Annotated in this window: 17 protein-coding genes; 11 read left to right on the plus strand and 6 right to left on the minus strand. The window is 66.9% G+C overall.

Annotated elements, in window-relative coordinates; translation table 11 throughout:
- Positions 1-19 precede the first annotated feature (19 nt).
- Both E1266_RS13520 and E1266_RS13525 read left to right on the plus strand, forming a co-directional pair.
- Positions 20-583 carry an HD domain-containing protein gene (locus tag E1266_RS13520; protein WP_132046706.1) on the plus strand — a complete coding sequence of 188 codons (564 nt, stop codon included), beginning with the start codon at positions 20-22 and terminating at the stop codon, positions 581-583.
- A gap of 129 nt (positions 584-712) precedes the next feature.
- Positions 713-2,146 (plus strand): HEPN domain-containing protein, encoded by a 1,434-nt coding sequence (locus E1266_RS13525; protein WP_132046707.1) that lies wholly within the window; start codon positions 713-715, stop codon positions 2,144-2,146.
- 33 nt (positions 2,147-2,179) lie between these two features.
- Here E1266_RS13525 and E1266_RS13530 read toward each other — a convergent pair whose 3' ends face one another.
- Together E1266_RS13530 and E1266_RS13535 are read right to left on the minus strand one after the other, a co-directional pair.
- Positions 2,180-2,656, minus strand: a complete 477-nt coding sequence (locus E1266_RS13530) for an NUDIX domain-containing protein (protein ID WP_132046709.1) — start codon at positions 2,654-2,656, stop codon at positions 2,180-2,182.
- A gap of 7 nt (positions 2,657-2,663) precedes the next feature.
- On the minus strand, positions 2,664-3,407 hold the full coding sequence (locus E1266_RS13535) for an XRE family transcriptional regulator (RefSeq protein ID WP_132046711.1): 744 nt from the start codon (positions 3,405-3,407) through the stop codon (positions 2,664-2,666).
- A gap of 179 nt (positions 3,408-3,586) precedes the next feature.
- Between E1266_RS13535 and E1266_RS13540 the strand changes: the two genes are divergently transcribed.
- From E1266_RS13540 to E1266_RS13575, 7 genes are all read left to right on the plus strand, one after another.
- Positions 3,587-3,796 (plus strand): hypothetical protein, encoded by a 210-nt coding sequence (locus tag E1266_RS13540; RefSeq protein ID WP_132046713.1) that lies wholly within the window; start codon positions 3,587-3,589, stop codon positions 3,794-3,796.
- Between the two features lie 162 nt (positions 3,797-3,958).
- On the plus strand, positions 3,959-4,147 hold the full coding sequence (locus E1266_RS13545) for a hypothetical protein (RefSeq protein ID WP_132046715.1): 189 nt from the start codon (positions 3,959-3,961) through the stop codon (positions 4,145-4,147).
- A 126-nt stretch (positions 4,148-4,273) separates the two neighbouring features.
- Positions 4,274-4,522, plus strand: a complete 249-nt coding sequence (locus tag E1266_RS13550; protein ID WP_132046717.1) for a hypothetical protein — start codon at positions 4,274-4,276, stop codon at positions 4,520-4,522.
- Between the two features lie 35 nt (positions 4,523-4,557).
- A complete protein-coding gene (locus E1266_RS13555) occupies positions 4,558-6,309 on the plus strand; it encodes an FtsK/SpoIIIE domain-containing protein (protein WP_243718401.1) in 1,752 nt (583 codons plus the stop codon).
- Between the two features lie 166 nt (positions 6,310-6,475).
- Positions 6,476-6,664: a helix-turn-helix domain-containing protein gene (locus tag E1266_RS13560; protein WP_243712498.1), complete on the plus strand. Its 189-nt coding sequence runs from the start codon at positions 6,476-6,478 to the stop codon at positions 6,662-6,664.
- Between the two features lie 121 nt (positions 6,665-6,785).
- Positions 6,786-7,916: a tyrosine-type recombinase/integrase gene (locus E1266_RS13565; RefSeq protein ID WP_165966075.1), complete on the plus strand. Its 1,131-nt coding sequence runs from the start codon at positions 6,786-6,788 to the stop codon at positions 7,914-7,916.
- A gap of 941 nt (positions 7,917-8,857) precedes the next feature.
- A complete protein-coding gene (locus E1266_RS13575) occupies positions 8,858-9,337 on the plus strand; it encodes an SH3 domain-containing protein (RefSeq protein WP_132046725.1) in 480 nt (159 codons plus the stop codon).
- A gap of 36 nt (positions 9,338-9,373) precedes the next feature.
- Here the strand turns inward: E1266_RS13575 and E1266_RS13580 are convergent, their stop codons facing one another.
- Complete coding sequence (locus tag E1266_RS13580; protein WP_132046727.1) at positions 9,374-9,565, minus strand: hypothetical protein; 192 nt, start codon at positions 9,563-9,565, stop codon at positions 9,374-9,376.
- 129 nt (positions 9,566-9,694) lie between these two features.
- Here E1266_RS13580 and E1266_RS13585 point away from each other — a divergent pair, with 129 nt between their 5' ends.
- Positions 9,695-10,144 (plus strand): YdeI/OmpD-associated family protein, encoded by a 450-nt coding sequence (locus E1266_RS13585; RefSeq protein ID WP_132046729.1) that lies wholly within the window; start codon positions 9,695-9,697, stop codon positions 10,142-10,144.
- On the opposite strand, the gene E1266_RS13590 is transcribed toward E1266_RS13585, so the two are convergent.
- A complete protein-coding gene (locus E1266_RS13590) occupies positions 10,141-11,484 on the minus strand; it encodes a HAMP domain-containing sensor histidine kinase (protein WP_132046731.1) in 1,344 nt (447 codons plus the stop codon). The genes E1266_RS13585 and E1266_RS13590 overlap by 4 nt on opposite strands.
- A complete protein-coding gene (locus E1266_RS13595) occupies positions 11,481-12,167 on the minus strand; it encodes a response regulator transcription factor (RefSeq protein ID WP_207945617.1) in 687 nt (228 codons plus the stop codon). Before E1266_RS13595 ends, E1266_RS13590 begins: the two co-directional genes overlap by 4 nt.
- 39 nt (positions 12,168-12,206) lie before the next feature.
- On the opposite strand from E1266_RS13595, the gene E1266_RS13600 reads away from it, so the two are divergent.
- Entirely contained in the window at positions 12,207-12,725 is a 519-nt protein-coding gene (locus E1266_RS13600; protein ID WP_207945619.1) for a hypothetical protein, read from the plus strand.
- A gap of 22 nt (positions 12,726-12,747) precedes the next feature.
- Here E1266_RS13600 and E1266_RS13605 read toward each other — a convergent pair whose 3' ends face one another.
- Complete coding sequence (locus E1266_RS13605; RefSeq protein ID WP_132046735.1) at positions 12,748-13,380, minus strand: PaaI family thioesterase; 633 nt, start codon at positions 13,378-13,380, stop codon at positions 12,748-12,750.
- Between the last annotated feature and the right edge of the window lie 232 nt (positions 13,381-13,612).

Consider the following 13,612-nt stretch of genomic DNA (forward strand, 5'->3'; position numbering starts at 1 on the left):
CCCCCGTAGCGTCGAACCCATGAACAAGAACACCGCAGCATGGGCCCGCGACCTCGCACGCAAGCACCTAGAGACCCCACTCCCCCGACGCTGGGCGCACACCCAAGGCGTAGCCCGCCAAGCCCGCACCCTCGCCCCCATCCTCAAAGGCCAGGCCGACCTACTAGAGGCTGCAGCCTGGCTCCACGACATCGGCTACGCCCCGGACCTCGTAGACACCGGCTTCCACCCCCTAGACGGCGCCCGCTTCCTCCGCAGCACCCACCAAGCCGACGACCACCTATGCCGCCTCGTCGCATTCCACTCCTGCGCGCTAATCGAAGCTCGCGAACGCGGCCTAGCAGACGAGCTAAACCGGGCGTTTGGTCCGGAACCATCGAGTTTGAGCGATTTCCTTGTTTACTGCGACATGACCACAAGCCCCGACGGTCAACCTGTGACGGTGGTAGATCGGATAGCGGAGATCCTCCGCCGCTACGAGCCTGATCATCCCGTCAACCGGGCGATCAACAGGGCTTCCCCGCTATTGATCGCCCACGTCGAGGGCATCAATCAGCGCAGACACGTAGCCTTGTTGCCTTGACCCAGGCTTGCCCCGGTTCCAGCCGATCTAGCACTCAAGAGCGCGCACCAAAATTCGCCACCATGGTGGGACAGGCTGTGTCATACTGCCATAAAGGCACATTCCCTCTCGCGCTCAAAGGTAGAGGTCATGACCGAGATCAAGTCTGGCGAATGGCGTCCGTCACAGTGGTGGAAACCCGGCCAAGCTGACGCATGGAAAGTGCCGGGGACTTACGAATATCTAGAGAATGGAAGAGCAAAGATAACTCTCTTTAAGGATATAAATAAAGACCGCCACAAGCTCTTCCCTTCAGAGGACGACTCTCATCTTCCACTTCTTCATGGCGACTGCTTTGGCAAGGCGGTTACCCTTATGAGAAGCAATAGAATGAGCTATCGCGGCAACCTTGGCGAACTTTGCTCAGCAACATACCTTCCTTGGCTAGCACTTGAAGGCATTTTCCTCGCCGAGGATGAGCTTACTGTATCCGATGCAGTATTGACACTACACGACCAGCAGCTATGGGCTCAACGAACCGCTTTCAAGCCCGAATATGACCCCCCTGATAGACCGCACTTCCCAAGCGCCGTGAGGCGCATCGAGATCCCGGACTGCACTGCCGAGGTTCCGGGTGGCAGGATTACCATCGAAGAGAGATCCGTATTCCATCCCGGCAAATCTACATTCAAACTTGAATCGCGCTGCGTATTCAAGATCGTTCTCGACGCCCCCACGAGCATCGAGGATTTCATGGAATCTTGGATCTACCCGCTCGAAGTCCTAATGGCAACAGCAAGTGGGAGAGTTGGTGGTGTCGAATCTCTGAAAATGACGAACAGATCCTGGAAGTTCGAGCACAACATTCCCGAATCCAGCAAATGGGTAACAGTTCGCGTGGCACATCGAGCGGGAAACAAGGACAAGCGAAAGGAGTTGACGTATCTTGACCTCCTTTTTAGTCTGCTAGATATCGATTGGGCTCGACAAGGCCCAGCTCTCTTCGACACCATCCCCAAATGGTCATACGTCATCGAACAATGGGCAATGCTGCTTACACCAGACTACAAATGGCCAGTCGCGCGCTTCGTCAGCGCCGTGCAAGCTGTGGAAGCCCTTGACAGGCTCCTAGTACCCGACATCCAGGACAGCACCATCTCTGCCATGATCGATGAGACAATGAGTGCTCTAAAAGAGGCCGGATTTAATTACAGAAAGCGGCGCCGCATAAGGTCGCATCTCCACCACCTCGGAACTCCGAGTCTCGAGAACCGAATCGAGCGACGAGTGGGTGAAATGCCTTTTGTGATGTCTGCTCTAACGACAGACGCTAGATGGCCTGCGCGTGTCGCGCGCTTGCGCAATATTGTTAGCCATGGCCTGGAAGATGCGCATGACCGCGAGCGTGTAGTGATGGGGTCATTGGTTGCTACTGATCTTCTCATGCATGTACTGGAGGCGACCTTTCTGCTCAATCTTGGCTTCACACAAAATGAAGCAGATGAAATCATGAAGCGTCGAAGTAGTTTCGGTTGGCGATCTGAACGCATCAATGACCGTATGCACTGGTTGCCGGAAGTCTGATTGCTAAGACCGCCTGCCCTGGCGAGGTGGAACTCACTGAACTACAGGAAACGGATCTCCTGAGAAGTAATGCGTGAGGCGAAGTCGCATAGAACGATCCATCTTCAACGTATTAATCGCGTTACGCGAGAGCCATTCCACTTCGCGAGACTCATCGCTAACCATAAGCGCCCCTCCGCATGGAGTAGCGGTTAGAACGACCGAGAATTCCTGACGCACTTCATTGTTGCTCGTGTACCATATTAGGTGCCTGGGGTCGCTATAGATGCCCACTAGACCGGCGATCTCTACGTCTACGCCGGTTTCTTCTTTGGTTTCGCGTATGGCGGCTTGGGTTACGGACTCGCCTAGGTCGATTGCGCCGCCTGGTAGGGCCCAGTTGTCGTTGTCTGTGCGGCGGATCATGAGGATCTCGCCCTTATCGTTTTCTACTACGACGTTCACGGACGGGACGAGGCTGTTGGCCTTGGGGGCGTTGGGGTCGTCGTAATAGTCGATTCTGCGGCCCATGAGAGAATCAGTCCCCCGGTATGGGTATTGCGCGTTCCCAGACGCGTTCGAAGCTCTCTAGGTAGGTATTGACCAGGTCTCCGCCGGCTATGCGGCGTAGATGCCAAACGGGGGCGTGGGGGGCAGTGACGCCGTAGACGTGGGTGTTGACGAGGAGCTGGTCGTCTGCGCGGTAGATGGAGTTGTAGAGGACCGTCCGGTGAAAGCGGAACTCGACGCCGTCTTGTTTGCGCAGGTTCTTGTAGAGGACGAGGGCGTTGCGGATCTTGGCGGCCATGGCCTCGTCCACGCCCTCGTCGGTACCGCGTTCGGCTACCTGTGGGCTGTCCGGGTCGCCGAGCAGGATCCGGACGCGGACGCCTGCTTTTGCCTTTTCTGCGAACGTGCGTTGGATCCCGGCGTCTTCGGAGAGGAAGAGGCCGGAGTAGACCAGGACGCCTATCTCTTCTTTGGCTGCGGCGAAGAGACGTCCCCATGCGTCCCTTGGGACGGACGTGCGGTGCGGGTAGAGCGTCACTAATTCGCTGGTGGACGCTGCGGTGACCTGTTCGTTGGAGAGGGCGTCCGGCCAGAGGAATGTCTCGTCTACGCCCAGACGTGAAGCCACTGCGTAGCGGTGCCGCCGGTATGGGGTGCGGTCTTTGGTGATCCAGCGTTCTACCGTCTTGGGGTCCACGTCGATCGACTCGGCGAGCGTGGCGATAGTCAAGCCCTGCTCTAGGAGAGCGGCGCGTAGGCGTTCGTTTGGCATGCACCCGTCCGGGATCTGGGACGTCCTGGGACGCGATCAACCCTATGAGGACGTCATGAACACGTCCAGTCATGTAGTGATCTCGTCCCCCAGGTCACGCGCATTCTCTTTCTCGTAAGTCACCGACCGCCCGAAACCGCCCCCGCCGGATACGGGCCTTACGAGAGGAGTGATCGCACATGATCCTCGTCCTGGCATCGATCATCGCCGTCTTCCTCGCCGGTTCCACCTGCGGCATCTTCGCCATGCTCGTCATCGGCATCCACGCCGAGGAGCGGCGGGCCGCGCGGGGGCGTACCGAGTCGTCCCGCTGTGGCGCGGCCTCTCGGCGTCTGCTCAGCACCCGGACGGGTGACGAGCTGCCCGCCCGTGTTCCGGCGGGGCGGTGAGGATGCAGCGCATGCCTCGCGTCATCACCGGCCACGCGTGTGCGTGCGGCGCGCGTGTCGAGCCCGGTAACCGGCGGTGCCGCAAGTGCCGCGCCCGCGCCCGATGGCTGCGGCGGGGGCGCGGTTCCCGGTACCCGGACCTGTGGATGTGAGGGGGCGCCTGTGGATGTCTCGGTTCCCCTGGTGGTGATCCTCGGCGCGGTGGTGTGGGTCGCGTGGCGGTACATGGGGCTTCGTGGCTGGCACATCGCGGTGTGTCTGCTGTTCGGGTTCTTTCTCGCCGCGACCAGTGCCGCGCCGGAGATTCGCCAGCTGGTGTCGGTCCTGGTCCAGTCCGTCTCTCAGCACTGACGTTCCCCGACCGAAGGGAGGGATGCCCTGGAGCCTGATACGCCGCCGCACGTCAAGGTCAACGTTCAGGAGGTCCGTACGCGCAACCTCGCCGCGCGTGAAATCGTCGCCAATCTGTCCGCTGCGATGCCGTCCATCGAGGACTTGTGGCTTCGCCTGTACGCCGCGCTCGCCGACGTTCCCGCGCTCGTCTCGGAGGTAACCCGGCTTGCGTCCGTTCTGGCCAAGGTGCGGCGGGACCGCGCGAACCTGGTGGCCGCTGGACGCGCCACCCTCAAGGCCGACCGTGACGCCGAACCCGATCCGCTCTACTACCTGCGCGATGAGCTTCGCGAGCAAGGGCACCTTCCCCCGGACGCTTGGGGTCGCTCATGAGCCGGACGCGTCAGATGCGGCGGCACGCTCACAAGATGCGCCGCAACGGCCTTCAGCCCATGGTGATCATCGACCGTGACGACCAGTTCCCGGACGTGGCCGCTGTGCTCGTCGCGCGGGCCCTGTGGCGCTACCGCTCCGAGCTGGCACCGGTCTATCTGGTCGCCGTCCTCGCCATCTCGGGGGCGGTTTTGCACCTCGCACACCCGGCATGGTGGCCGTGGCTTCTGGGCCTCGCAACGGTGGCCGCGTGGGCGCTCGCCCTGTTCGGGGAACGGGTCGGCCTCGTCCGGCGAATCGAACGGCTCTATGCCGCTACCGGCACCATGGCCGGTGGTGGGTGGCTGTCCGCCACTACCGCACTGGGCGCGACGTTCCGGCCGCTCCCCCTGTTGCTCGTCGGTGGTGGGTTCGTGCTCGCCGTTCCGTGGTGGGCGCACCGGAGAAGGCGCGCCAGGGTGCGCGTCGATCGACAGATAGCCGCGTGGCCGGAAATCGCGCAATCGGTCGGCCTCGCCGGATCACGCGCGCAATCCGCGGTAGTGGACGTGTGGGGATGGCGCGCACGCTTCGCCCTGGCACGCGGCCAGACCATCCAGGACGTCATCGCCAAGGTTCCCGCGATCGAGTCGGCTCTCGGGACGTTCCGGGGCGCTGTGCGGGTCTCTCCGACGCGCGACGACAAAGCCAACCGGTTCGAACTCCGGGTCTTGGACACCGACCCGCACGCCGACGCGATCCCGTGGCCTGGACCGTCTGTCTCGTCCATTACCGAGCCAATAGACCTGGGGCCTTTCGAAGATGCCACCGGCGCGCGTGTTCTGCTGCTGCGCCGTCACGGCCTCATCGGAGGCGTGGCGGGCTCCGGAAAGAGCGGCGGAATCAATGTCCTGATGGGCAATCTCAGCGCATGCCGGGACGTGGTCATCTGGGCCATTGACCTCAAGCGCGGGATGGAATTGCAGCCCTGGACGTCCTGTATCGATCGCCTCGCCACCACACCGGAGCAAGCACGCGCCATGCTGCGCAACGCCGTCACTGTCCTTGAGGCGCGCGCCGAATGGCTCACGGCCAGCGGACGGCGTGTGTGGGACCCGACTCCGGAGTATCCCGCGCTGGTCATCATCGTGGACGAGTACGCCGAACTCGCCGACGATGCGCCCGACGCCGCCGGCGACACGGACTCAATCGCGCGACGAGGCCGAGCGGTTGCCGTGACCCTCGTTGCCGCCACGCAGCGGCCCACACAGAAAGCCATGGGCAAGGGCGCCGTCCGTTCTCAGATGGACGTCCGCGTGAGCTTCCGCGTCCGGGAACGCAAGGACGTCGATCTCATCCTTGGACAAGGGATGCTCAACGCCGGATGGCACGCCCACACCCTCAACGCACCCGGCAAGTTCCTACTCTCCGCACCCGAACACGACACACCCCGACGAGGCCGCGCCTACCTGCTCACCGATACCACCGTGGCGGACACAGTAGAGCGGCACACGGCCATCCGTCCGGCACTGGACGAGGTCTCCCGGCGCGCTCTGGACGAGGCGCGCACGGCACCCGTCACCGAACCGTCCATCCCCGTGACGCCGTCCCGCGACGACCCTGCCGAGAACGCGCTGAGGAAGGCCCTGGACGGCGCGCCGGACGAGGGGCTTCCGATCGCACACCTCATGATGCTCACGCAACTCAGCCGACCGACCCTCTACCGGCGCCTCGCCGACGCGGTGAGGACCGGCCACGCCGTCCAAGTCGGACGAGGCCGCTACAAGGCGTCCGATCACGCCCGGTAGTCGTCTCACCGTCTCATCTCACGCGCGTGCGCCTGCACGTATGGGCGGCAGAGACGTCCGTGAGACGAGACGGAGACGAGCACCCGCCGTAGCCAAGGAGATGATCAGCGACCCGACATCGCGCACAGGCCCGGACAACCAGCCGGGCGAGAGGAGGTGGTGTCCCGTGCAGGCATACACCGTCGAGCAAGTGGCCGAGATCCTCAACATCGGACGGGACAAGGTCTACTTCCTGATCCGCACGGGCCAACTCCGCAGCATCAAAATCGGCAAGCTGCGCCGCATCACTGACCGGCACCTCGCCGAGTTCGTCACCTCCCTGGAAGAGCCCTCCCTCGAAGAGGCCAAGCGCTGACACCCGCGCGGGAGGTCCGTCCGGACGCCTCGTCCGCAAACGGACCTCCCAACCGAGGGACGTCTTGGGACGTCTTGAGTTAAGGTCGGTGGTGACCTCGATCGATACGAGGAGGGATCCGTTGGCAAAGATCCTGGTCGGCACGTACGAAGGTTCGATCTACGAGGAGGGCGACGGGTACACCGGCGCACTCTCACTCGGGTTCGGCCCCGACGGCAAGCGCAGGCGACTCAAGAGGAAGGGACGTACCAAGACAGAGGTCAAGAGCAAGCTCAAGGAAGCCGTCGAAGAGCTGGACAAGGGCGTCAAGACGGAACGCAACTACTTCGTCCGCGACGCGGTGAACGAGTTCCTCGCCGCGTTCGCCAAGTCCGGCAAGTCACCGAAAACGCAGGAGGTCTACCGCTCTCTCGCCGATCACCAGCTCATCCCGTTCATTGGGCGGACGAGACTCAAGGAACTTACGGCCGACGACGTCGAGAAGTGGCTCAACGGCAGAGCCGAACACCTCACCTCGTCCTCTCTCGGCATCGTGCACAGCATCCTCAAGCGCTCGATCCGCAGAGCGGCGCGCCATGACCGCATCGGCCGGAACGTCGCCGAACTGGTCGACACCCCGGATGGCAAGCCCGCCCGCAAGTCACGCTCACTCAGCCTGGAACAGGCGAGGGCGTTACTCGCAGAGGCGAGCAAGCCAGCGCACCGACTCGGCGCCTACGTCGTCCTAGCGATCGTCTCAGGACTCCGCACGGAGGAACTCCGCACCCTCAAGTGGAGCGACGTCGATCTCGACAAGGCAACGGTCTACGTCCTCCGAGCCGACCGCCACAAGGGCGAGACCAAGACAACGCTGAGCCGACGCGGTCTAGGTATCGCAGACACGGCTGTGGAAGCACTCCGCACCCTCAAGACCCGGCAGGCCGCCGAGAAGCTCAAGGCTGGCGAGGCATACCAAGACAACGGTCTCGTCTTCTGCCACGAGGACGGCCGCCCCTACACCGCACAGCATGTCCGCCACCGGTTCCGCATGATCCTCAAAGCGGCCAACCTCAATCCCACCGAGTGGTGCCCCCGCGAACTGCGGCACACGTTCGTGTCCATCATGAGCGATCACGACGTGCCCATAGAGAAGATCAGCACCCTCGTAGGGCACTCCAGCACGAAGATCACCGAAACCGTCTACCGCCACCAGCTCAGGCCCGAGATCCGCGACGGGGCCGAGCACATGAACGACATCTTCAAGTCCGCGTAGGCGAGTTGGCTCCCGACATGGCTCCCCAAGACTTCGGACGCTACGGCCCCCATCCCCCACCTGGATCAACACAGAATCCAGCCCTGGGCCTCACTTAGGGAAGGGCTGAGCAACCCTTATTCAGGGCCCGTCGGCAAGCCGTCCCGGGGTGTCTTACCCGGCCGTCAGGGGGCTGTCGGAGTGCGCATCTGCCGCCCCACGGACCCGCGTGGGAAGTCGAGTGGTCACCGGCCGGACAACTTGTGCCACTCTTTGCAGTTGACTGATTACAGTGAGTCTTCGCGTCGGGAGGAAACACGGGCCTCGCGCCCTCACCTCTGGAGGAAACATGAAGATTCCGACTTCGCTGCGCTCGGCGGCGGTGGTCACCGCTGGTCTGGCCATGGCCTCCGGCCTGGCCGTGTTCGGTTCCGTGCCTGCGGCGAGCGCCGCTCCGAATGCCGCGGTTCAAGCGGTTCAAGAGGCGCGGCCCCACTGGTGCCCGCCCGGGTCGAAGTGGAGCTACCGCTTCCACAAGTGCGTGCGGATCTATGGTCACCACGGGCACGGCCATGGGCACGGGCACGGCCATGGCCACGGGCACGGCCATGGGCACGGGCACGGGCACGGCCATGGGCACGGGCATGGCCACGGGCATGGCCACGGCCATGGCCATGGGCACGGCCATGGGCACGGGCACCACTACGGCCGGTAGGGAGTGCATTCGGGCGTCCGTCGTCTCGCCAGGTTCAGGCGGACGGCGGATGCCCCCGCTTGCTCGGTCAACCGCCTCCGGTCGCCGGCAGGTTCGCCCAAGGAGCGGCGATCACTCAAATGCCCGCAACCGCCACGACTCGCCGTGATGGGGCGAAGTTGACTCAAGCATCTTCATCACCAAATGTCCCCGTTAAATCACTGAGGGTAGTCAGTTGGCGATAGGTCGGACACACCTGGAGGAAGAGATGCATGTAGGGGTAAAGGTCGGCGTCGGGCTCGCCGCCGCGATGATGGGGGCCACGCTGAGCGGCGGTGCGGTCGCCGCCGCCTCGCAGCCGCCGCCGATCCCGGGGATGGAGCAGCAGGGCACCGCCGGTCCGCGGCCCGCCGAGGAGGAAGGGCACGGGCCCGGCGCCATCTTCGTGGGTCCGGAGGGCGCCGCAAAGGCGATGGGGCGCCTGCAGCAGCGGGACACCGTGCGCGCCCGCTGGTGCAACGGAAGGGTCCTGCCCCGGGACGGGCTCAACGTCCGGACCGGGCCGGGCACCGGGTACCGGGTGGTCGGGGCGCTGGCCCGCGGTACGCACGTCACCACGAACTGGGACACCATCCAGCGCCGGAACGGGTACCTGTGGGTGCAGCTCCGCAACAGCTCCTACTGGATCGCCGACTACAAGACCGGCAACGGCAACGGTAAGTGGTACATCGCCTACAGCAACTGCTGAGACGTTCGCACACCGCCCCGCCTCATCGGCCACCGGTCATGGGGCGGGGCTTCGCGTCGCGGACGCCACCTTGATCGTGTACCCGCTGGGGCCGGTCGGGATGTTGCCGCTCGCGCGGATGGCGAGGACGGCGATGAGCACGGCGACGACGAGGCCGGCGACGCCCATGAGGCCGGCGGCCACGTACTGGGAGCGCCGGGGCTCGTACGGGGAGCGGGGACGCTTCATGCCGCCAGGCTAGGAGGGCGCGGGGTCGCTTTCTCCGCCGTTAAGGGGGATTTAATTTCCGGCTATGTCGATCCTGCGGCGGGCCGTTCGACGCGTTGCCAAAGGACGAGGTCGAACGAGGAGGCCGGCATGAGGTTTCGGGCGACGCTGGAACTGGGCGGGAAGACCGCGACCGGGGTGGAGGTGCCCGGGGAGGTCGTGGAGGAGCTGGGCCGGGGCGGGCGGCCCGCCGTGAAGGTCACCGTCAACGGGCACACGTACCGGTCGACCATCGCCACCATGGGCGGCCGGTTCATGCTTCCCGTCAGCGCGGAGAACCGCGAGGCCGCCGGCGTGCGGGCGGGGGACGAGATCGACGTCGACGTGGAGGTCGACGACGAGCCGCGTACGGTGACCGTCCCGGACGACCTTGCGGAGGCCCTCGCCGGCGACGAGGAGGCCAGGCGGTTCTTCGACGGCCTGTCCTACAGCAAGCAGCGCTGGTTCGTGCTGTCGGTCGAGGGCGCGAAGAAGCCGGAGACGCGGCGGCGGCGGGTCGAGCAGGCCGTCGCGAAGCTGCGGGAGGGACGCGACCGCTAGGTGCGGGAGTGCCGGCGGCGGACGAGGCGGCGGGAGCGCCGCGCGGGCGGCAGCCACTTGGTGCGGAACCACATCTGCACCTGGGCGCCGCCGAGGACGCTGCGGTGGATGCGCAGGTAGCCGCCGGTGGACTCGGCGGCGCGGCGGGCGATGTCCAGGCCGAGGCCGGTGGAGCCGCCGCCGCTGCTGCCGCGCTTCAGCGCCGCGTCCGGGTCCGTTATGCCGGGGCCGGCGTCGGCGACGAGGATGCCGGTGACGCCCTGGCCCTGGTGGAGGGTGACGGCGAAGCCGGTGCCCTCGGCCGTGTGCCGGAAGATGTTGCCGAGCAGCGCGTCGACGGCGGCGGCGAGCTCGGTGCCGGGCAGCGGCAGCTCCGCGGGGCCGTCGGCGCCGATCAGCTCGCAGGAGCGCCCCTCGTCCTCGGCGAGGACGGACCAGAACGAGACGCGGTCGCGCAGCACCTTGGCGGCGTCGCAGCTGCCGCGGCCCGTCGGCCGCCGGACGGTCCGGATGATCTGGTCGACCTCGTGCTCGATGCGGTCGACGGCCTCGCGGGTCTGGTCGGCGACGGGCCCGTCGCCGAGGGCCTCGGCGTTGAGGCGGAGCGCGGCCAGCGGCGTGCGCAGCCGGTGCGAGAGGTCGGCGGCCATCTCCCGTTCGGCGGCCAGGAGCTGGACGACGTGGTCGGCCATCGCGTTGAACGCCAGGCCCGCCTCGATCAGCTCGGGCGGCCCGTCCGGCTCGATCCGCACCGACAGCTCGCCCTCGCCGAACGCGCCGGCGGCCTCCGCGAGCCGGCGGGTCGAGCGGATCATCCGGGCGCCCAGCCGGTCGGCGACGGCGACGGACCCGGCGACGAGCGCGGCGGCGACCGTCGTCATGACGAGCCACGCCTGCCACACGCCGCGGGACAGGTCCTCGTCGGGCAGGAAGACCTCGACGACGGCGGTCCGGCCCGCGTCCAGCGAAACCGGCTGCAGCAGCGCGTAGCCGCCGTTGACGCGGGCGTTGTAGGCGCGCCCGCGCCGCCCGGCCTCGGCGAGCTGCTCGGGGCGGGCGCTGAAGTCGCCGTGGCCCTCGCGCGGGACGAGTCCGCCGTCGGGCATGTGCACGGTCATCCGGCCGGCGGCGCCGGCGGCGGTGCTGGCGACGGCGCGTTCGAGCGCGGCGGGGTCCTCGGTGACGACGAGGACCGGGCCGAGCGCGCTGGCCTGCCGCTCGGCGGTGGTGAGGGCGCGGTCCCGGGCGATCTCCCGGACGGTGAGCGCGAGCGGGATCAGGAACGCCAGCGCCACCATCGAGGTGACCGCCAGGGACACCAGGACGAGCGTCTTCCTCATGACCGCGGATCGGGCTCGGCCAGCCGGACCCCGACCCCGCGCACCGTGTGCAGGTAGCGCGGCGCGGCGGCGGTCTCGCCGAGTTTGCGGCGGAGCCAGGACAGGTGGACGTCGATGGTCTGGTCGTCGCCGTACGCCTGCCGCCACACCTCGGCGAGCAGCTCGCGGCGGGCCACGACGCGTCCGGGACGGGCGGCGAGGTAGGCGAGGAGGTCGAACTCGCGGCGGGTCAGCTCCAGGGGCTTGCCGTCCAGCATGGCCTCGCGGCGGTCGAGGTCGATGTGCAGGCCGCCGACGGTGAGCTCGGCGGTCGGGCCGGACCGCGCGGACCTGCGCAGGACCGCCGCGAGCCGGGCGCTGAGATGCTCGATGGAGAACGGTTTGATGAGGTAGTCGTCCGCGCCGGCGTTCAGTAACCGGACGATCTCGGGCTCGTCGTCGCGCGCGGTCGCGATGATGACGGGGACGTCGGAGATCCCCCGCAGCATCTTCAGGACCTCCGCGCCGTCGAGGTCGGGCAGCCCCAGGTCGAGGACGACGACGTCGGGCGGCGACTGGGTGACCTCCCGCAGCGCGTCCATCGCGGTTCCGACGCTGCGTACGACGTGTGACCGCACGCTCAATTCCCGAATCAGGGCGGTCCGGACATTCGCATCATCCTCGACCACCAGAACACTCGCCATGGCGGAACCGTATGCCACCATGTGCCCATGCGTCGCGCGATGTCGTATGTTGCCCCGTGGGCGGGGGTGACCGCGCTCGCGGTGGCGCTCTCCTGGCTGGGGGTCCGCGGCGTCGTGCGCGGCGCGGTGTCGGAGAGGTCGTCCCCGCCGCCGATCGCGGGGCCGGTCATCCGCTCCAGCCCGCCCGGGCCCACGTCCATCGGCTCGCCGACGTCCCATCCGGGGCCGCCGCCCGGCGAGGACCGGGGGCCGAAGCCGTCCAAGACACCGAAGGCGCCGCCTCCCGCGACGCCCGGCGAGCGGGAGAGCAGCGGCACCCCCTCCCGGAAGCCGCCCGACAACGTGCGCAGCTATGTCACGCGCGGCGGGCGCACCGCCATGGCCATCGAGAAGGACCACGTGCGGCTGGTGTCGGCGACGCCCAACCCCGGCTACGAGACGCGCGTGACGAAGGCCAGGGGCTGGCTTCGCGTCGACTTCCTCAACGACGACCACACCTCGTCGGTGATCGCCACCTGGGCCGAGGGCGATCCCGCGGTGAAGGTCTACGAGTACTGAGCGGGCTTCAGGGGGCCCCGCCTCACTCCCCCGCCGCGACGAACCGGTCCGGCATGATGAACATCGCGGTGGCCTCGACCGTGACGCGGCCGTCCGGGCCGGAGATCGTCCCGGACGCGTAGATCTTGCGCCCATCGACGCGGCTCCGCCTCGCATCCACGGTGAGCGGGACGCCGAGCGGGGTGGGGCGCCGGTAGCGGGTCTCCAGCGTCGCGGTCATGCCGGGCGTGCCGGAGACGGCCGCGGCCATGCCGAGGGCCTGGTCGAGCACCATCGCGGAGACGCCGCCGTGCACGTAGGTCGGCGGCCCCTCGTAGAGGTGGCCGAGGGTGAACTCGCCGCGGACGACGCCGTCCGGTCCGGCCGTCAGGACGACCGGGGGCGCGAGCGGGTTGAGGGCACCGGTGACGGGGTTGCCGGTGGCCCGGTCCAGGACGGCCTCGCCGGACATCCGGTACGGGGGCGCGTCGTGGCGCCGCTCCGACAGCCGCGCGGTCAGCGCCGCGACCTCGTCCGCCACCGCGGCGGCCTCGGCGGCGCCGGTCCCGGTGACGACGGCCGCCTCCGCCAGTTCGCGGATCCTGGCGGCGAGTCCCGCCAGTGCGGCCGACTCCTCGTCCCCCAACTGGTGCCGTTCCATCGGCATGGTGCTCATCGGCCCTCCCGTCTACCAGAACGCGATTCTAGGATGCGGGCGTGCGGGCCCGGGACGGCGGGGTCCGGGCACCGCGGCGCACCTGCGGCGGGGCCCGGCGTTCGGTAGATTCCTGAAACACACCGAAGGATCCGAAGGAAGACCATTGACGGACCACCCCCCGCCGCAGCCCGGCCAGCCTCCGCCGTACCCGGGCCCGTACGGCCACGCGCCCGGGCAGCCTCCCCACGGC

The organism is Actinomadura sp. 7K534, from assembly GCF_004348575.1.
In the GTDB taxonomy this organism is placed as follows: Bacteria; Actinomycetota; Actinomycetes; order Streptosporangiales; family Streptosporangiaceae; genus Spirillospora; species Spirillospora livida.

Coding starts and splice junctions, on each gene's coding strand:
- E1266_RS13520 (WP_132046706.1), top strand. CDS start 20: ATGAACAAGAACACCGCAGCATGGGCCCGCGACCTCGCACGCAAGCAC.
- E1266_RS13525 (WP_132046707.1), top strand. CDS start 713: ATGACCGAGATCAAGTCTGGCGAATGGCGTCCGTCACAGTGGTGGAAA.
- E1266_RS13530 (WP_132046709.1), bottom strand. CDS start 2,656: ATGGGCCGCAGAATCGACTATTACGACGACCCCAACGCCCCCAAGGCC.
- E1266_RS13535 (WP_132046711.1), bottom strand. CDS start 3,407: ATGCCAAACGAACGCCTACGCGCCGCTCTCCTAGAGCAGGGCTTGACT.
- E1266_RS13540 (WP_132046713.1), top strand. CDS start 3,587: ATGATCCTCGTCCTGGCATCGATCATCGCCGTCTTCCTCGCCGGTTCC.
- E1266_RS13550 (WP_132046717.1), top strand. CDS start 4,274: ATGCCGTCCATCGAGGACTTGTGGCTTCGCCTGTACGCCGCGCTCGCC.
- E1266_RS13555 (WP_243718401.1), top strand. CDS start 4,558: ATGCGCCGCAACGGCCTTCAGCCCATGGTGATCATCGACCGTGACGAC.
- E1266_RS13575 (WP_132046725.1), top strand. CDS start 8,858: ATGCATGTAGGGGTAAAGGTCGGCGTCGGGCTCGCCGCCGCGATGATG.
- E1266_RS13580 (WP_132046727.1), bottom strand. CDS start 9,565: ATGAAGCGTCCCCGCTCCCCGTACGAGCCCCGGCGCTCCCAGTACGTG.
- E1266_RS13585 (WP_132046729.1), top strand. CDS start 9,695: ATGAGGTTTCGGGCGACGCTGGAACTGGGCGGGAAGACCGCGACCGGG.
- E1266_RS13590 (WP_132046731.1), bottom strand. CDS start 11,484: ATGAGGAAGACGCTCGTCCTGGTGTCCCTGGCGGTCACCTCGATGGTG.
- E1266_RS13595 (WP_207945617.1), bottom strand. CDS start 12,167: ATGGCGAGTGTTCTGGTGGTCGAGGATGATGCGAATGTCCGGACCGCC.
- E1266_RS13600 (WP_207945619.1), top strand. CDS start 12,207: ATGTCGTATGTTGCCCCGTGGGCGGGGGTGACCGCGCTCGCGGTGGCG.
- E1266_RS13605 (WP_132046735.1), bottom strand. CDS start 13,380: ATGAGCACCATGCCGATGGAACGGCACCAGTTGGGGGACGAGGAGTCG.